Source organism: Peribacillus sp. NPDC006672, from assembly GCF_050274955.1.
Taxonomy (GTDB): domain Bacteria; phylum Bacillota; class Bacilli; order Bacillales; family DSM-1321; genus Peribacillus.
In genome coordinates, this window is record NZ_JBNNOR010000019.1 from 50,231 (window position 1) to 66,674 (window position 16,444).

A 16,444-nucleotide genomic window follows, 5' to 3' on the forward strand; every position below is an offset into this window, starting at 1 on the left:
TTTTATTAGAAAGCGGGGCTATGCCAATGCGTCCATTACAAAAAGAAATCGTAAAAAAATTACTTGTCCAACCAACGATCGATCCTGAAGTCGAATTCAGGAAAAGTGTTGATCTATTAAAAGGATATATGAAGAAAAATACGTTTTTGAAAAGCTTTGTACTTGGAATATCTGGAGGTCAAGATTCAACACTGGCGGGGTATATTGCCCAAACCGCTGTCAATGAATTGAATGAAGAAAAAAATGGCAGCGACTATAAGTTTGTTGCTGTTAGTTTGCCATATGGAGTACAGGCTGATGAAGATGACAGGCAGCTGGCTTTAAAATTCATCAAGCCAAGCCAAACGGTTACAGTTAACATCAAGGAAGCGGTGGATGCATCAGTAAAGGCTGTGGAAGAAGCCGTTTCTGAAAAACTATCGCATTACTTAAGGGGAAATGTCAAAGCACGTGAGCGGATGAAGGTACAATATGATTTAGCCGGTCTTTACAAAGGTGTCGTGCTTGGTACGGACCATGCGGCTGAAGCAATCACAGGTTTCTTTACGAAACATGGTGACGGTGCAGCGGATATCATGCCATTATATCGATTAAATAAAAGGCAAGGAAAAGAAATCCTGAAATTCGTTGATGCTCCTGAGCGTCTTTATACGAAGGTTCCAACGGCCGATTTAGAAGATGACAAACCGTTAATTCCTGATGAAGTGGCTTTAGGCGTTAGTTACGACGAAATCGATGATTACCTTGAAGGAAAGGAAATCAGGACGGAAGCTGCCGAAATCATCGAAGGATGGTATACTAAAACCGAACATAAACGGAATGAAGCCATTAACGTCTATGATACTTGGTGGAAATAAAAGAATGGGTGAAGCCAAGAAGTTCAAGCCTCTGCTTGGCTTTAAATTTAAAACCCGCATCACTTTTAAAGATGCGGGCATTTTTGGGAAGGCCATTGAATATCACCTTTGCTAACACATGAGTAATAAAAAATATTTTACCGGCAAAGGGGAAAATTAAATGTCGACTATAAATATGGATTTATCCAGGCTTATTGAAGAAACCAGCAAGGAAATTGAATTCTCCGGTGTAATTGGTGTGAAAACGGGAGACGATCTGATATATAGCTCAGGACATGGCTATTCTAATCGATCGGATGAAATTATGAATACGGCTGAAACAAGGTTCGGAATTGCTTCTGGGTGTAAACTGTTTACGGCGATTGCCATATGCCAGTTAATACAAGAAGGGAAACTTAGGTTCGATTCTAAGCTTAAAGACTGTCTCCCGATCGTGTTTCCTGATTTCCATCAAAATGTAACCATACATCACCTCTTAACACACACCTCAGGTATTCCTGATTACTTTGATGAAGAAGTGATGGAGGACTTTGAAGAGCTATGGCAGAAAAATCCGATGTACCATATAAAAAGATTAAAAGATTTTCTGCCCATGTTTCAAGATGATGTGATGATGTTTGAACCTGGGGAAAGATTTCATTATAATAATGCTGGCTATATTGTATTGGGATTGATTGTTGAGGAAAAAACTGGACTTGAATTTTCCGAATATATTGACAAGAACATCTTTCTGCCTTGTGGTATGAAAGATTCCGGTTACTTCTCCATGGACAAACTCCCTAAAAACACGGCGCTAGGGTACATAGACCAAGAAAATGGAACATGGAGAACGAATGTTTATTCCCTTCCCATCAAAGGCGGAGCAGATGGAGGGGCGTATATTACCATTAAAGATATGTTCAAGCTATGGGAAGGGTTATTTTCCAATCAGTTACTGAATAAAGAATATACCAATCTTTTATTGGAACCCCATATTGCTGCGGAAGATGAAGGGAAATTCTATGGGTATGGTATATGGATTCGTAAAAAAAATGACGCGATTTTCAAATATCATCTTATGGGGTATGACCCGGGTGTAAGCTTCAATTCTGCGGTATACCCGGCAAATCGATTGAAAACCGTCATTATTTCTAATGAAAGTATGGGTCCATACGATATTACCTGCGCGATCGAGAAAGAATTATAAACAAATGGAACCTTTCCGATAGTGAAGGGTTCCATTTGTTTATAGTCAATGTGACTTCATTCATGGCCTGTTTTTATTCAAGAACGCGGCTTTAATGACATGGCGTATCACTTTTCCATTTCTTGTCACGGGAAGCTCTTTAAATAGGTAGATTTCTTTAGGTTTCAAGGCTTTTCCAAACAAAGAATTTGTATATTTAGATATCTTGAAGTAAAGTATATTTAATATACACCATTTTAACCGGTATTTTCCGATGGAGGTTCTTTTTACGTTATGAAGGCAAGATATGAACTCGCAAACATGAACTTAACACTAAGCAACGTGACTTTACGTAATGCAGCGGATAGTTATGTCCTCTTGAAAGCTGCAGATGATCAAAATAATAATGAAATCACGATCAAGCTTTCCCACGGTCAAGCTGAATTTCTAGAAGCGGAATTAAGGGAAGTAAATCGCCGTCGCAGGGAAAATAGTTCTGAATTATCCGGGTATGATCAGGACCGTTTGAATGACGACGATTCTTTTAATCTGTTTAGCATTGATTTTAACGAAAGTGAACCGAAGTAATTGATAGCATGTGTTCATTACCTCGCCTGAAAACGGCTTCTCTGTAACTTTCCCTTTCCATATTAAAATGTTGCCACAGAGAGTGTCCCATTCCCGCCAATAAAAAATCCAATGGCCATAAGGAATAAGGTGACATGTCGTTACCTTTTTTCTGATTGCTTGAAAAAGTTCTTCACTAAAAGGAATATGGATGACACTGCAGCAAAAACCATGAAAAATACGATAAAGCCCCAAAGGCCAACAGCAGCATCTTGAAATTCCATATTCCCTCTGCTGGTAAGGGCCTGCTGAATTTCAATTGCAAATACTAAAACAACCATGACAGTAAAGGTATAAAGGAAAGAAAGTATCGTAATCCCAAAACGCATCCGGGAAATTAAATTAGATAAAAATAACACGAACAAAAAGATGATAATACCGATGATTCCCATTATCCAAAAATGCAAATCCTTGTCCGTTGCATTTGAATTTAATGTATCGCTCACAAAGAATAGGATGAAATCGTGAAGATTATTGACGATTTCCGCTAATATCTGGATGAATTCTTTCATTTTTCACACCTCCAATTCCTTAGATTATAGCAGGTTATAAATCTATATAGAAGAGGGCAGGTTCTATGGAGGGGCACGACTGACCTTAGATGCAGTATTATGAAATATAAACACGCTAAGGGGTGAATATCCACTACTATGTCAGTATTTATTCTTTCGCATTTATTGGGATACATAAAAAAAAGCATAAGTGAATGAATTGGAAAATCAGGACATGAAACGTCAGCTAAATAAAGGTATAGTTAATATATTGTGAATAGGTTAACCATAATAATATTCAATACATAAAAAAATTAAGAATTAGAGATTCTGAAAGTAGGTATTCCTGATTTCTAATATTCTAATGCCTCTAGTAATCTTAGTCTTTATCGTTTTGATTGGTTTCTTCATTAATATACTTAAATGGTTTCAAGGTTGGAGGAAAATAGAATGAGTGATGTACATAATAATATGTTAACAATAATCGATTATATGATAACCGGTCATAATACTTGCTTTGTAAAAGTATCCGGTTTTGATGCTGAATCCGAAAAGAACTTTGAAGGTGAAGTTAAATTTGTCGGGGATTTGCCATTTGGAGATTTGATACACCCTCAAAGGTCACCTCTATCTTCCACTTGCAGGGAATTTGTCCGGGAAGACTTGGTGTTCAGATACGGTAAAGGGCAGTTTGAATGAAGTGATTGAAATACTTATGGACGATCTAAGGAAATAAGGAATCTATTCACTTGTTTAAAATTGGTAAAATTCAGGGTATAAAGAATATGGTATGTATGATATTATCATGCCAATCTTCTCTGTTAACTGACAAAATAGCATATTTTTCCCTATTTAACTCTCGGACTTTAATCCTTATAATTAAATAAGAAAAATATGACAAATAATGTAGAAATATACTATTTGAGGTGAGTTTCATGGTATATGCAGATATTTTGAGTAATATTCACTCTGCTATCTCCAGTAAAAAAGCTGATTTAAATGCGAAAATTGAACGGTTAGAAAAAGCGAAAAACGATATCATAAAAGAACAGAGTATGTGTCTTAACGAGATTAGGAAAATAAAAGACCCTGAGCTTGGTGGAAGTTGGACCGGGAAGCGCTCGGATCATTTTCAGGAAGCCCGTCATGATGCCTATAATGTCATGTTTAGTATCATTCATGACGATTATGACGATTACCAATGGAAGATTGAAGCGATGATTACAAAGCTAAGTGCCGAGAATACCCTCCTGAATATAGCAGGGAATATAGCCCAAGAAGCCGACAACCTTTTAAGCAAAGGCGAAGAGGCATTTGAGCAACTGGAAAATAAAATATCAGATTTAAAAAGGCGGTTGATTTAATGACGACAATCAAACTGAATCATCCTGCCGTAACGAAGCAAGTCGATCAGGTGAAGACGGCGCTTGGTACAGTCAAGCTTGGAAATCTGCCGGCAGGCGAGCTTGGCAACAATAAATTGGAATTCACCTCGAAATGGATCGACCGGGAAACGAATTTGGAGAAGGTCTTTGAGCAATATATCAAAATCGTTCAGAAAAATGTGGAAGATACCCGTGCCAACATCGACTTATTAAAAGAACAGGATGAAGCCATCGCCCATACATCTTCACATGGGTATCATCCGAGATGAAAATATATGAAGCCAAGACATTGACGGCCGCAACCAAGTCGCGCGCCAAGCAATATGAAGAACTAAAGAAGGAAGTCGCAGCCTTGAAAAAGGAATTTCAGGGTATCGTCGGCCTGGATAACGAGTTTCAAGGAGCCGGTGCGGCTGCCATCAAAAGCTTCTATGAAGCACAAATCGAGGTGGCGGACGCCTGGATGGAACTATTCACTACCCAGATCAGTTTTTTGGAAGGCATTCCGGCCAGTCTGGAAGAGGCGGACCTCTCCGGAAATACGGTGGTCGAGGTTCCCTTTTTAGATGGGGAAGTCTCGAATGGCATCAGCCAAGCGAAGTCGCTTGTCGCTGAACAAGCGAACGATCTCCAAAGGATCCTCGATACCATTGACGATATCCTGCCTCTTGATATATTCGACCAAAAAGACTTTAATGAAAAAATCACGCTGGCCGGACAGAGATTGGATGACACCGTGACGAAGGTCGAGAATGTTGACAGGCAATTGGTCGAGGAATATGATGTGTCCGTCGGACAGGAAAACGTGGCCGTTGGCCTTTTCCGCGCCTTGCTTGATGCTACCAAACAGGACGGCAACGTTTCGCCGATGACTTTCAACCAAACGGCATTTAAAAATAGTGAAGTCTATCAAGTGAAGGATGAAGTAGCCGGTCAGATGAAAGACTATCAGACCTTCAAAAAGCAACAAGCAGAAGCTAAGGAAATCGAACGTGAAATGGAAGAACTCGAAAACCGCCCATGGTATGAAAAAGCCTGGGATACGACAAAAACCTTTACAGGGGAATTCACGGGATATTATGATTCAATCAGGGCCTCAACCGGAGTCGATCCAGTGACGGGCCGCAAGCTGTCCGAAGCCGAGCGAATCGCCGCCGGCGCCATGGCCGCCGCTGGATTCATCCCTGTCGTCGGCTGGGCCGGCCGGGCCATCAAAGGCGGAAGCGCCATCTACAAAACGGCCAAAGGACTCAACGCGGCGAACCACGCGCTCGACGCCTATAAAACGACAAAAGGCTTTAGCCTCCTCCAGAAAACCGAATACGGGATATACGGACTCCTCGCAGCCAACGGCCTCGGCGAAGCAGCCACAGGCAAAGACATGTTCGGCAACCAGCTTACTGAGGAACAGCGCCAGAATGGGCTGTTGATGGCTCTTGGAATCGGCGGAGTGGCAGGCGCGGCGAAGGTCGCAGATAAAGTAGTAAGTGGTACAAAGTTCGTCCCTTACAGTAAGGAATTTGCGCAAAGGCGGGTTCAGAAAGTTCAAGCCTTCGGCAGAAAATTTGGCAAAGTGGAAGTGCCACTTCGAATCAGAGTTGAGGAATTAGCCACAACGAATGGAGTCAATTTCAAACATGTTACGTTTGATAAGACGACGATTCAGGATATTGTACAGAAGTTTGCAGTGAAGAGACTTTCTTCTGTAAACCAAGTGAAGGCCGATGATGCGATGGTTGAAGCAGCTAGAAAACTACCAGCATATGCAAGAAGACCTAACCAACCAAGAAATTATAAATATAAAGAACGTAATGAAGACGGAACTACACTGTACACTTTTATTTCAACCAAAAACGGCAAAGAATATCAAGTGAATTATGACAAAGGTGGATTCCCGATTTTTCATTCAAAATATGATATTTTCTTACCAGAAAAATATTATTTAGAAACAGATGCCGTACAATTTGAGTATTTATCTAAAACCTTATATGAAGAAGTAATCAGGAATCCAGAATTAGCGGAAAAGTTCACTGCAAAAGAATATGAATTATTAAAAGAAGGTAGAGTTCCAAAAACACTTACTTGGCATCATCATCAGGAATCAGGTAGAATGCAAATTGTGGATTATTTTGAACACCAAGCAGCCGGACATACTGGTGGAAGAGCTATATGGGGCGGTGGTGAATCGGGAAGAAAGGGTATTATAAAAAAAGAGATTCTGGAGATGGTAAGATGGGATTGAAAAAGTGGCTATTTGTAGAGGAAGAAAAGCCCGATGAGAGTGTAATAGCTTCGATTGAAAAAGCGTTTGATATAGAATATCCTGATGATTACAAAATATGTGTTATGAAATATAACGGAGGTTTTCCAGAACCTAATATCTTTAATTTCAGTGAAGGGCAACAGGGAGTATTTAATGATTTAATTAGCTTTACTGATAATGATATAAATATAGAAATGTTTTATGAGAGATTTTCTGGTCCAACGTTAAAAGGAATTGTGCCTTTTGCTAGAGATCCATTTGGAAACTACTTATGCTTTGATTATCGAAATAATCATTCTTCTCCAAAAATAGTTTTTCTCAATCATGAAGAGGAAACGTTATTATTAGTGTGTGATACATTTAATGATTTGTTGAAGCAATTGTATTCTTTAGAAGATACAAAGTAGGAGGGGGAGCAAAAAATAAGATGGAATACAAGTTTGAATACGCATTTAAAAAAATTTCGGTAAGTGAAATTGAAAATTTTGAGAAAAAATTTAATATAGTACTACCGAAAGATTTTAGTAGGTTTTTATTATCTAATAATGGCGGAAAAGCAGTAAATAGAAGATTTAAAACAAAAGATCGTACAATCACTTCCTCGATTATACTATTTTTTCCTTTATCAAGTGAAATAGATGAAAATCTAGAAAGTAATTTCATTAAGTATAATGAAAGTAAGATAGTACCAAAAGATTTTCTCCCTATAGGATTAGATCCGGCTAATAGTTTAATCTGTTTATCTTTAGATAGAGAACAAAAAGGTAAGGTATATTTTTGTGATATGGACTATTTTGAAGAAGATAACGAGTTAAGGAAAGAATTTATCAAACCGATATCTGGAAATTTTAAAGAGTTCATGGACAATTTACTTGTCGCCAAGTAAAAACAAATATAATTTTTGGGAAATAATAAATAATATGAGATAAACCAAATCTTAACTGATTTAAGTTAAAATTTGGTTTATTTTGTATTTAAGGTCAAAAGGATTATAACCATAGCTGGTCCTAAAAACATAGGAAATATAAACAAAAGCAGGATCAGGTAGCCTCCGCTATCATCAAAGCATAAAGTATAAGATAATAGTCGTGGGGAGAGAAGGATTTTTGAAAATAGATCAGGAGGTAGGTAAATATGAATGAAATAAAACTGAATAGTATTTATCAACAAATAGCTCAAACTATTAATGAAACTATACCAGAGGAATGGTCAAAGGTATTAATGTACGGTGAAATTGGTGACGGTACCGGTACTGCTTTCTTTTTTTATTATACTACTAATAGTGAAGTGCCTATTTATAGTCATGATATACCTGAAATATATAGATTAAATGAAGAAGAATATGATAAATTATGGTATCAATTATTAGATCAATTAAAAGTATTGTCAGATGAATTTAAAAATAATAATCAAGAACAATGGACCAATTTAACTTTTACCTTAGAAAGTACAGGGAAATTTAAGGTTGATTATGATTATGAAGATTTATCAGATGCTGATGATCATGAAAGAAGGGTTATCTGGGAATATACTCGATTGGATCTTTTACCTGAATCAGAATATGATAAAAGTATTTTAGAAGAATACCGTAAGAAAGAATAATGGAGGACACAAGAAAAGCTTGTTCTTCTGTATGACCTTAACGCAAAAGTTAAGGTCTTTTCATTGTTGATATGAATATGTATCATCTTAAGCCATATCGGGTGGTTCCTCAGATAATAGTCCGTAAGGACTTAAAATCAAATAGTTTTACTTTAGACAAGGTGGCTTAGAAAAAAGTAACAAGTGGGACAAAGTTCACCCCTTACAGCAAGGAATTTGCGCAAAAGCAGGTTCAGAAGGCTCAAGCTACAATAACAGACATCACGAGATCTGGAAAAACCACGTTAAATAATATAGGTGAAGAACTAGGTAAAAAAGAAATTCCGAAACGTATAAGTGTGGAACAAGTTTCCCTCGCAGGAGGACCAAACCTTCCCCACGTTGTAATGGAAAAGCAGACAATTAAGGAAGCCTATCAGAAATTCACGGTGAAGGATAGCAAAGTAGAGGATGTTTCAAGGGGAAGTATTTCTAAGGGTACGGGTAATACTAGTAAGGCAGTTGATGATGTAGTTAAAGATGGTAGTCACTTTTTAGATGAATTTAAATTGAAACCTAATGTAAAATATGAAACGAATGGATGTTTATATCAAACAGATGAACTAGGACGAATTGAGAGAGCTTCTGGAGAATTAACGTTAGAGATGGGAGAACGTAATAGTAAGCATCAGTTAGCTGCTGGAGGAGAAGATAGAGTTAAAGCTCCTAGTACTCAAGGAGATCATGGTGGACATTTAATCGGTACGCAATTTAATGGATCTCCGCTTATTGATAATATAGTTGCAATGAATGGTAATGTTAATGTAAGTGCTTATAAAAAATTGGAATCTGCTTGGGCAAAAGCTTTAAGAGATAAGCGGGAAGTTATAGTTGATATTAGACCTGTATATGAAGGGGATTCTCTAAGGCCTGTTAGCTTTAACATAAAATATAGAATTGATGGAGAAAAATTTAAAGCTAGTTTGAAAAATGTATATGGAGGAAAGTAAATGAATACAGAGAACTTGGAAAGTATTTATCAAAAAGTAGCTATGCAGTTAAACAATGTTATTCCAGAACCATGGGAAAGAGTAATGGTATATTCAGAAGTTGATGAATATAGTGATTCGACGGTATTTTTCTACTATCCAAAAAATAAGCAGGAACCGATATACAGTTTAGATATTGAAGATATGGAAGGGATTGATGAAGACGAGACTGATCGACAATTAAATCTTCTTGACAGCATCTTTAGAGAGTTATGGGAAGAATTTAAAGGAAATAAGCAGCAACCTTGGACCAATTTAACATTTGAGTTATATTCTACTGGTAAGTTTGATGTTGAATTTGATTATACTTTATTAGAGGAAGAAAATAATTATAATCATTATGAGAGATTAATTATATGGAAGTATAAAAAGTTAGGGATTTCCCCTGATGAAAAGAGAGAAAGTGATGTGAAACTAATTAGAGAATATATTAATACACAAAAATGACCTCTATTAGAGTTATAGATATAAGGTGTTTGAAAATACATACTCCATGATGGTTGTACCATCATAGGTACTACGTGCAATGATAGAATAGTGCTACAAGCTGGGCGTCCTTATTAGGTCCCGTACTAAAGCCAATAATTTCACGATTAAAGAGATCGACAAAGACACATATGTAATGCCATTTATTTTTGACTTTGACATATGTTAAGTCGCTGACCACTACTTTTTTCTCTTCTTCTTGTTGAAATTCCCGATTTAATTCGTTAGCCAGGACTGACTCGTTACATGAGGATTGCTGCGGTTTGTATTGAGCAACTGTATAAGATGATACAAGCGCTTGCTCTTGCTCTTTCATAATCCGACCAATTCGGGGTCTGGAGACCGTTAGGTCGAGCTTCAGTAACTCTACTTTAATCTTACGTGTTCCGGTACCTTACGGTTCTTTTCAAATATTTCTATAATGGCGTGCGTGACATCATCTTCTGAGTTTCGTTCTTTTGATTCGTAGTAATAGGTGCTCCGTGATAGATTCAGGACGTTACACATGGCTGATACCGAGTATTTGTCTTTGTTTAGCTTAATAACATTTACTTTCGTCCTAGTATCAGCGCTGCTTGCTTTAAAATATCATTCTCCATCTATAACTGTTTCAATTCTTTTCGTATCTTGATAAGCTCTTTTTCCTTAAGGGAACCTGTGTTTTCACTCTGTTCAATCCACCGATCTAAAGAAGAAGGAGTAAGTTCATATTCTTCAATAAGAGCCTTTCGTGTTTTTTCGCTTTGATAGAGTTGGATCATCTGTTTTTTAAATTCGGAAGTGAATGTACGGCGTTCTCTTTTCGTCATTTTGAATGCTCCTTATCTGTAATAAGTTAAGTGTAGCTGCCCTTAAAATATCTGTCCAGATAAGTGTAGACGATTCAGTTATTTTAATATTAGGCAATAAGAACGAGCATAGAGGTCAGTATTTATCTATGTATTGTTAATATAAGCAATCTATTTAACACCCTCTATACTTAATATAATTAAAGAGCCTTACAAAAGGCTCTTTAATCACTGTTACATCTCTTATTTATCTTTCCTTACAAATAGTGAACAGCACTCCACATGTCCAGAGTGTATGTGGCAACACATGGGATGCTGGTGAGACCATAACAAAAAATCCCCCAAACTCTTATTCTGGGGGAACATAAAACGCACTTCAATATTCTTCTAAAATCCGCTAAAAATTCCTGCGGCGAATCCAATTATATACTTAGTAAATTCCCACCGAATCAAATCCGGCAGCAGCTGCAGCCTCTTCCTTGCTGCCTTCACCATAAATATCAATTGCAGACTGAACAATAGCCTTACGAGCGTCACTAAAATCGGAATTTGGCGTTAAATAAACGCTTATTGCACGATAGTAGATTTGCCCTAACTTGTGCCTTCCAATTTCTTGACCAATCAAGTATGCAGCATGGTTTGTAATCGAGGAGTTAACATGGACACCGCCGCCATCTACTGAAGTTGGCATGTGATAAAATTCATCCATATGAGCCGGATAGACTCCACTACCATATGCAGCTCTTTCTGCATTACTTACTACAACACTGTTTGGATTACTCAAGCTGCGCAATCTCGTTACACCGTCAGCTTTAGCAGCTGGTGCCATAATATCCTCACCCATTTCCCAATCATCGTCGTCTACAAGTGCACCAAAGACGTCAGCAAATGATTCGTTTAGTGCTCCAGATTGATTGCGGTAAACTAAATTTGCTGTATGAGTGATGACGCCATGAGTCATTTCGTGGGCAGCAACGTCAAGACCGGCTGATAGTGAAATAAAGAACTCACCGTCACCATCCCCATAGGTCATCCAACGCCCATTCCAGGATGCATTGTTGTAATTATTGCCATAGTGGACCTTGGAAATGATTGCCATTCCTTCACCGTCAAGAGAATTTCGGCCATGCTCATTAAGGTAATAATCATATACCTTTTCCGAATTATAGTGTGCATCGACAAGAGCTCGATCATAGTCGCCGATAAATGCAGCAGAATTCCCCACATATAGAGTATCATTACTGGAACTATTATCATTTTTAGCATCATACGTAAGTATTCCATCAAGACCATTATGAGAGTAATCAGCTAACGCAAACTGAGTTCCAGATTTAGGTTCCTTCACTTGGGTAATATGTAATTCTCTGTGAGCACCATGTACCCCTTTTCCAGTACCTTTTTGTGTTTTCATTTCATCAGCATGCATTAAACCATTATACTTATCGATGATTTCTCCTGTGTTTGCATCCACAAAGACAAACCAGTTGCCAGGCTCATCCCCCATGAAGTTAACATTCACTTTATAAGCTGTATGATTCTCTCCTTCAAAAGAATAGACTACAAGCTCAGAAGTTGGATCATACGTTAGCTCTTCAGGGGCATTGACAGATGATAGTGCCTGCTTTAGTGCTGCATCACTGCTTAAGGAGGCAGTCGTGTCCACCGCATCATCGGCAATCGTCTGATTTACTCTTCCGTTGACGGATACGACTTCATTATTCTTATTAAAATGAACAATAACTTCGGATCCTTCTACGTTCACTCCATTTATTGATTGATTAAAGCGAACGTGGGTCATACCGAGTTTATCTTTTTGTGAATCTGTTACTTTTAGGTTTTTATCTGGATTTTTAATTCCGGTTTTACCTTCGTTTTTCTTTAAATAATTTAGTGCATTGGAAGGGTTGCTAGAAGGGAACTTCTCAGCAAATCGCTCCTTCACAAAAACAGGAACGCTTGCCTTCTTGTTCCATTTTTTAGTAGCTTGTACACTACTAGCCACCTTCGAATCAACCGGGTTCGCAAATACATTACCGGCTGGGATAGAACCTACCAACAACGCTGACGATAGAACTGCAGGAATAATAAACTTTTTCTTCAATATCGATCCCCCCCATTTTTTCCATCGACTTTATTATAGTTTAATAAAAGTTAATTTACATGAATAATTGTAATTATTTTAATTTTCTAAAAACTATTAAGAAAAACCCAGATGCTATCTTGTAGGTACAATTTACCACTTAGCTTCGTGATGAAATTAAAAATACCTCTAAATTTATAGAATTTTCTTTACTTTTTTGTAGTTAATTTAAACTAATTATAAAAAGTAGGATCTTAGCTAGTTAATTTAGAATCTGCATTATAATAGGTATATGATAGTCGGGTTGACACGGAAGCTCTGCGGGCATGATGCACGGCCATGCCGCCTAGTTTTTAGAGAGTTAGAGACATTTGGGTTAGTCCCAAGAAAAGAAGTGCCAGTCACCTTCCAATTTAGTTGATTTTCTTCAAATTAATAGTGTATTCGAAATGAAACTCGAATACTCTTTGGACTGGCTAGGCGGTGAAATGACTTTATGGATATTAGCTGCGATTAACGTCAATTGCTTCATTCGTCGTGAAATTCATCCCCGAGACCAAAAACAAGATGCTCAAGGAAATCAGAAAATACGAAAAGCAAGCAACAAACAAAAAAAGCTGGATCATATATATTTGAAGAAAAATATGGAAGTGTATATAATTCTATAAATATAGTATAGAAAGGAAGAATAATGTGAAAATGTTAAAAAAAGGTTTTTTAATCATGTTAGCAAGTTTTTGTCTTTTATTCGTAAACATTTCGAAACCGGTTTCAGCTCATGAATCCAAATCAAAACAAACGGTAATAACAAGCGAAAATGGATCAGTGGTTTTAACTAAAATAAAAAAGGATGTATGGGTCCATACAACTTATACGGAAATCGATGGTTTTAAGATTGCTGCAAATGGCATGGTTCTTAATACTACAGAAGGAATCGTCTTAGTTGATGCGACATGGGACGATAAGCTGGCAAAACAATTATTGGATATGATTAAGAAGGAGTTCAAAAAACCTGTCAAGCTGGCTATAATAACACACCACAAATACGATAGAATTGGGGGTATACAAACATTATTGGATCAAAAAATAAAAACGGTAAGTACTCCTGAAACTGCAAGATTGGCAAAAGAGTTCAACTATCCTATGCCTGATCCTTCATTGGATTCAATGGCATCAACTTTAAAAGTTGGAAATATGAAAATCGAAACATACTTCCCAGGAGAAGCCCATACTTCTGATAACATGACAATATGGCTTCCAAAGTATAATTTATTATTTGGAGATATGATTTTCGCGCTGGAACAAAAGAACTCCGGGATCATTGATGAAGCTAACATGGAAGCGTGGCCAAATACGATGAAGAATTTAATGTATGTATATAAGGATGCGAAAATCGTTATTCCTGGCCATAAAACGTGGGGAGATTTCAGTTTGCTCCCACATACATTTGAGATTGTACAGAACCATGGAAAATGAATCCCCTTCTAAACTTTTAGCAACTTGTCCACACCTTCCATAAGTCCATGCATATACAATAGTAAGGAGGGTGTTAGGATGGAACTATATTGTTGCTTTGTAGAAAAATGTTTTGAGGATAATGACCCCAGTAAAGTATGGGTGCCTAGAAAGCGTTGTAAATGTAAAAAATGCAAGAAAAAGCACCATTAAACTGTAAGGCAGTTGTTCTACAGGGGCAGTCCTAGTGGCTGCCCTTTTTTATTGAGTATGCAGTCCATGGTATAGTTGTCAGTGGGGACAAACGGTAGTTAAAAAAATGATGAAAGACATAAGCAGATGAAAACACACCCAACCGTAAGGGCCGAGTGTTTTAGAGCTAATCTTTCTCTAGGATTTTCCTGCTTTGCTGAATGATTTCATTATTTTTATTTATGGCTTCAACATTGTTTAACTTAACATGGTCATTGATCAATTCATTGTCTTCCATATATTCAAGTAACAATTCGACTGATTTATCCAGCAATCTTTCTAGTGGGATATCCCTTTCTTCTGCTAAACGAGTGAGCCGCTTGTTTAAATCAGAAGCGAGTGAAGAAACGAATGGATCTCTACCTTCATTCATTTGCATTTCCCCTTCCTCTTTAATAGCTTCATTATATGATGGAAATGATTGGAAGGCAAAGGTATGAAAAGAAGTTTAATGAAAATAATATCGATTGGCGAAGTATGTTGATAGCTGTGTGATTTTTGTGTCGGACTCCTACTTATTCTGTTTTTTACTGTATAATAATAGTGTATTTTACATTTAGGAGGGAATTTCATGGATCAAGCAAGCAGTTTAATAGGGCTATTTGCAATCATACCGATTTTATTTTATCTGGGACTTCTTTTTTTAAGCATTTATTTTGTAATTAAGGTGATAAAATTCATCAATGCCAAGACAAAATTAGATCAGGAAAGAAATGAAAAGCTTGATGAATTGATAAGAGTTTTAGGTAGCGGTAAAGAAGATCAAAATAGGCCTTTATAATAGAAAAAAAGCGCAATCCAATCCATGGGTTGCGCTTTTTTTATTTCACTGGATTTTTTGGAACGTCAAGGTAGGTGTACAAGCATTTCCTAATAAGCACCATAACATATTAGGAGGTGATTAAATTGACTGTTAAATTAAAAACTTTATTGGATCGTTCGGAAAAGAATATGGGCAGCGGAATTCATCCAGTCGTTAAAGAGTCCGCGTTGGAAATGGTCAAACAGGCATACCAAGAAGGCATTTTCGTGCAAATCAGCGCAGGTTATCGTTCTATGGAAGAGCAAGCCAAGCTGTATGGTCAAGGTCGCCTAGGTTATAACTACGGTGGTAAAAACTATAGTGATTTATCGAAACCGAAAGTGACGAATGCGATGCCAGGTCAATCTTATCATAACTATGGACTAGCCATTGATTATTTCATAGTAAGCGATGATGGAAAGAATGCCATATGGACTGTTGATGCAAAATGGAGACGAGCAGCGGACATTGGTAAATCCTTGGGCTTTGCTTGGGGCGGGGATTGGTCAAGCTTTAAAGATTATCCGCACTTGGATATGACGGGCGGACTAACTTATTCTCAGCTAAAAGCGGGAACAAGGCCTAAACTGATATCAAAAGTCGCATCGGATGACAATGTAAAAAATACGCCTGCAAAGGATACCGGCAATCAGACTATCAAGTCCATTCAAAGGACATTAAAAAGCCGATATAATGCAAAAATAGATGTTGATGGTTATTATGGCCCTAATACTAAAAAAGCGCTGATAAAGGGTTTTCAAACCGAATTGAATAAACAATATGGTGCAAAGATTAATTTGGATGGAATATGGGGACCCCAAACAAAAGCGTCTTCACCTAATGTTAGGGAAGGGGCGAAAGGGAATATAACCTATATCCTTCAAGCAACACTTTATTTAGAAGGACGTAATCCACATGGCATAGATGGTATCTTTGGAAACGGAACGGAGATAGCGGTGAAGGCATTTCAAAGGGCCAAGGGAATATCTGCAGACGGTATTGCCGGTGAAAATACCTTTGCAAAATTATTTGGATGATTAGCTTAGCAAAAAAGCCCATAAAAAAAATGAGGCTGCTGAAAAACTCACGTTTTTCTAACTAGTACGGTAAATCAAATTAAAAAAAGACGATTCTCATTCGATACTTGAATGGAAATCGTCTTT

At 37.4% G+C, this 16,444-nt stretch carries 19 protein-coding genes and 1 pseudogene; 16 read left to right on the plus strand and 4 right to left on the minus strand.

The annotated features are described in order from the left end of the window. Window positions 1–26 precede the first annotated feature (26 nt). The 3 genes from nadE (at window position 27) to ACQKKK_RS22505 (ending at window position 2,610) form a co-directional block, all read left to right on the plus strand. A complete protein-coding gene (gene nadE, locus ACQKKK_RS22495; protein WP_427619244.1) occupies window positions 27–857 on the plus strand; it encodes an ammonia-dependent NAD(+) synthetase in 831 nt (276 codons plus the stop codon). A gap of 160 nt (window positions 858–1,017) precedes the next feature. Next, on the plus strand, window positions 1,018–2,043 hold the full coding sequence (locus tag ACQKKK_RS22500) for a serine hydrolase domain-containing protein (RefSeq protein ID WP_427619246.1): 1,026 nt from the start codon (window positions 1,018–1,020) through the stop codon (window positions 2,041–2,043). Window positions 2,044–2,316: 273 nt separating this feature from the next. Next, the gene (locus ACQKKK_RS22505; protein WP_427619248.1) at window positions 2,317–2,610 is read left to right on the plus strand and encodes a hypothetical protein; all 294 of its coding nucleotides are present in this window, start codon (window positions 2,317–2,319) and stop codon (window positions 2,608–2,610) included. Window positions 2,611–2,750: 140 nt separating this feature from the next. Here ACQKKK_RS22505 and ACQKKK_RS22510 read toward each other — a convergent pair whose 3' ends face one another. Further along, complete coding sequence (locus tag ACQKKK_RS22510; RefSeq protein ID WP_427619250.1) at window positions 2,751–3,161, minus strand: hypothetical protein; 411 nt, start codon at window positions 3,159–3,161, stop codon at window positions 2,751–2,753. A gap of 429 nt (window positions 3,162–3,590) precedes the next feature. On the opposite strand from ACQKKK_RS22510, the gene ACQKKK_RS22515 reads away from it, so the two are divergent. The 9 genes from ACQKKK_RS22515 to ACQKKK_RS22555 all read left to right on the plus strand — a co-directional run bounded on the left by ACQKKK_RS22515 (window position 3,591) and on the right by ACQKKK_RS22555 (window position 9,865). Continuing rightward, a complete protein-coding gene (locus tag ACQKKK_RS22515) occupies window positions 3,591–3,839 on the plus strand; it encodes a hypothetical protein (RefSeq protein ID WP_427619252.1) in 249 nt (82 codons plus the stop codon). A gap of 236 nt (window positions 3,840–4,075) precedes the next feature. Then, window positions 4,076–4,504, plus strand: a complete 429-nt coding sequence (locus tag ACQKKK_RS22520; RefSeq protein ID WP_427619254.1) for a YwqH-like family protein — start codon at window positions 4,076–4,078, stop codon at window positions 4,502–4,504. After that, window positions 4,504–4,794 (plus strand): YwqI/YxiC family protein, encoded by a 291-nt coding sequence (locus ACQKKK_RS22525; RefSeq protein WP_427619256.1) that lies wholly within the window; start codon window positions 4,504–4,506, stop codon window positions 4,792–4,794. Before ACQKKK_RS22520 ends, ACQKKK_RS22525 begins: the two co-directional genes overlap by 1 nt. Further along, window positions 4,791–6,767 carry a T7SS effector LXG polymorphic toxin gene (locus tag ACQKKK_RS22530; protein WP_427619258.1) on the plus strand — a complete coding sequence of 659 codons (1,977 nt, stop codon included), beginning with the start codon at window positions 4,791–4,793 and terminating at the stop codon, window positions 6,765–6,767. Before ACQKKK_RS22525 ends, ACQKKK_RS22530 begins: the two co-directional genes overlap by 4 nt. Then, complete coding sequence (locus ACQKKK_RS22535; protein WP_427619259.1) at window positions 6,758–7,195, plus strand: SMI1/KNR4 family protein; 438 nt, start codon at window positions 6,758–6,760, stop codon at window positions 7,193–7,195. The genes ACQKKK_RS22530 and ACQKKK_RS22535 overlap by 10 nt, the downstream gene beginning before the upstream one ends. 20 nt (window positions 7,196–7,215) lie before the next feature. Further along, entirely contained in the window at window positions 7,216–7,674 is a 459-nt protein-coding gene (locus ACQKKK_RS22540) for an SMI1/KNR4 family protein (protein WP_427619261.1), read from the plus strand. A 248-nt stretch (window positions 7,675–7,922) separates the two neighbouring features. Continuing rightward, window positions 7,923–8,390 carry an antitoxin YezG family protein gene (locus ACQKKK_RS22545; RefSeq protein WP_427619263.1) on the plus strand — a complete coding sequence of 156 codons (468 nt, stop codon included), beginning with the start codon at window positions 7,923–7,925 and terminating at the stop codon, window positions 8,388–8,390. A 338-nt stretch (window positions 8,391–8,728) separates the two neighbouring features. Beyond that, complete coding sequence (locus ACQKKK_RS22550; RefSeq protein ID WP_427619265.1) at window positions 8,729–9,379, plus strand: DNA/RNA non-specific endonuclease; 651 nt, start codon at window positions 8,729–8,731, stop codon at window positions 9,377–9,379. Then, on the plus strand, window positions 9,380–9,865 hold the full coding sequence (locus ACQKKK_RS22555) for an immunity protein YezG family protein (RefSeq protein WP_427619267.1): 486 nt from the start codon (window positions 9,380–9,382) through the stop codon (window positions 9,863–9,865). A gap of 94 nt (window positions 9,866–9,959) precedes the next feature. On the opposite strand, the pseudogene ACQKKK_RS22560 reads toward ACQKKK_RS22555, so the two are convergent. Together ACQKKK_RS22560 and ACQKKK_RS22565 are read right to left on the minus strand one after the other, a co-directional pair. Further along, window positions 9,960–10,713 (minus strand): annotated as a pseudogene (locus tag ACQKKK_RS22560) (IS3 family transposase); the annotation flags it as partial. Between the two features lie 409 nt (window positions 10,714–11,122). Continuing rightward, window positions 11,123–12,793 carry a M4 family metallopeptidase gene (locus tag ACQKKK_RS22565; protein ID WP_427619269.1) on the minus strand — a complete coding sequence of 557 codons (1,671 nt, stop codon included), beginning with the start codon at window positions 12,791–12,793 and terminating at the stop codon, window positions 11,123–11,125. A 428-nt stretch (window positions 12,794–13,221) separates the two neighbouring features. On the opposite strand from ACQKKK_RS22565, the gene ACQKKK_RS22570 reads away from it, so the two are divergent. Both ACQKKK_RS22570 and bla read left to right on the plus strand, forming a co-directional pair. Beyond that, window positions 13,222–13,440, plus strand: a complete 219-nt coding sequence (locus tag ACQKKK_RS22570; protein ID WP_427619270.1) for a hypothetical protein — start codon at window positions 13,222–13,224, stop codon at window positions 13,438–13,440. 31 nt (window positions 13,441–13,471) lie between these two features. Next, window positions 13,472–14,248: a subclass B1 metallo-beta-lactamase gene (gene bla, locus ACQKKK_RS22575; protein ID WP_427619286.1), complete on the plus strand. Its 777-nt coding sequence runs from the start codon at window positions 13,472–13,474 to the stop codon at window positions 14,246–14,248. A 358-nt stretch (window positions 14,249–14,606) separates the two neighbouring features. On the opposite strand, the gene ACQKKK_RS22580 is transcribed toward bla, so the two are convergent. Next, window positions 14,607–14,852 (minus strand): ribbon-helix-helix domain-containing protein, encoded by a 246-nt coding sequence (locus ACQKKK_RS22580; protein ID WP_427619272.1) that lies wholly within the window; start codon window positions 14,850–14,852, stop codon window positions 14,607–14,609. A 198-nt stretch (window positions 14,853–15,050) separates the two neighbouring features. On the opposite strand from ACQKKK_RS22580, the gene ACQKKK_RS22585 reads away from it, so the two are divergent. Together ACQKKK_RS22585 and ACQKKK_RS22590 are read left to right on the plus strand one after the other, a co-directional pair. Further along, on the plus strand, window positions 15,051–15,260 hold the full coding sequence (locus tag ACQKKK_RS22585; RefSeq protein ID WP_427619274.1) for a hypothetical protein: 210 nt from the start codon (window positions 15,051–15,053) through the stop codon (window positions 15,258–15,260). Between the two features lie 116 nt (window positions 15,261–15,376). After that, on the plus strand, window positions 15,377–16,318 hold the full coding sequence (locus tag ACQKKK_RS22590; RefSeq protein ID WP_427619276.1) for a peptidoglycan-binding protein: 942 nt from the start codon (window positions 15,377–15,379) through the stop codon (window positions 16,316–16,318). Window positions 16,319–16,444 lie beyond the last annotated feature (126 nt).

What these genes read in the sequence shown, in the direction of transcription:
- ACQKKK_RS22540 (WP_427619261.1), top strand. Translation starts at nt 7,216, where the DNA reads ATGGAATACAAGTTTGAATACGCATTTAAAAAAATTTCGGTAAGTGAA.
- ACQKKK_RS22570 (WP_427619270.1), top strand. Translation starts at nt 13,222, where the DNA reads ATGAAACTCGAATACTCTTTGGACTGGCTAGGCGGTGAAATGACTTTA.
- ACQKKK_RS22585 (WP_427619274.1), top strand. Translation starts at nt 15,051, where the DNA reads ATGGATCAAGCAAGCAGTTTAATAGGGCTATTTGCAATCATACCGATT.
- nadE (WP_427619244.1), top strand. Translation starts at nt 27, where the DNA reads ATGCGTCCATTACAAAAAGAAATCGTAAAAAAATTACTTGTCCAACCA.
- ACQKKK_RS22520 (WP_427619254.1), top strand. Translation starts at nt 4,076, where the DNA reads ATGGTATATGCAGATATTTTGAGTAATATTCACTCTGCTATCTCCAGT.
- ACQKKK_RS22505 (WP_427619248.1), top strand. Translation starts at nt 2,317, where the DNA reads ATGAAGGCAAGATATGAACTCGCAAACATGAACTTAACACTAAGCAAC.
- ACQKKK_RS22500 (WP_427619246.1), top strand. Translation starts at nt 1,018, where the DNA reads ATGTCGACTATAAATATGGATTTATCCAGGCTTATTGAAGAAACCAGC.
- ACQKKK_RS22555 (WP_427619267.1), top strand. Translation starts at nt 9,380, where the DNA reads ATGAATACAGAGAACTTGGAAAGTATTTATCAAAAAGTAGCTATGCAG.
- ACQKKK_RS22545 (WP_427619263.1), top strand. Translation starts at nt 7,923, where the DNA reads ATGAATGAAATAAAACTGAATAGTATTTATCAACAAATAGCTCAAACT.
- ACQKKK_RS22580 (WP_427619272.1), bottom strand. Translation starts at nt 14,852, where the DNA reads ATGAATGAAGGTAGAGATCCATTCGTTTCTTCACTCGCTTCTGATTTA.
- ACQKKK_RS22510 (WP_427619250.1), bottom strand. Translation starts at nt 3,161, where the DNA reads ATGAAAGAATTCATCCAGATATTAGCGGAAATCGTCAATAATCTTCAC.
- ACQKKK_RS22525 (WP_427619256.1), top strand. Translation starts at nt 4,504, where the DNA reads ATGACGACAATCAAACTGAATCATCCTGCCGTAACGAAGCAAGTCGAT.
- ACQKKK_RS22515 (WP_427619252.1), top strand. Translation starts at nt 3,591, where the DNA reads ATGAGTGATGTACATAATAATATGTTAACAATAATCGATTATATGATA.
- bla (WP_427619286.1), top strand. Translation starts at nt 13,472, where the DNA reads ATGTTAAAAAAAGGTTTTTTAATCATGTTAGCAAGTTTTTGTCTTTTA.
- ACQKKK_RS22535 (WP_427619259.1), top strand. Translation starts at nt 6,758, where the DNA reads ATGGGATTGAAAAAGTGGCTATTTGTAGAGGAAGAAAAGCCCGATGAG.
- ACQKKK_RS22530 (WP_427619258.1), top strand. Translation starts at nt 4,791, where the DNA reads ATGAAAATATATGAAGCCAAGACATTGACGGCCGCAACCAAGTCGCGC.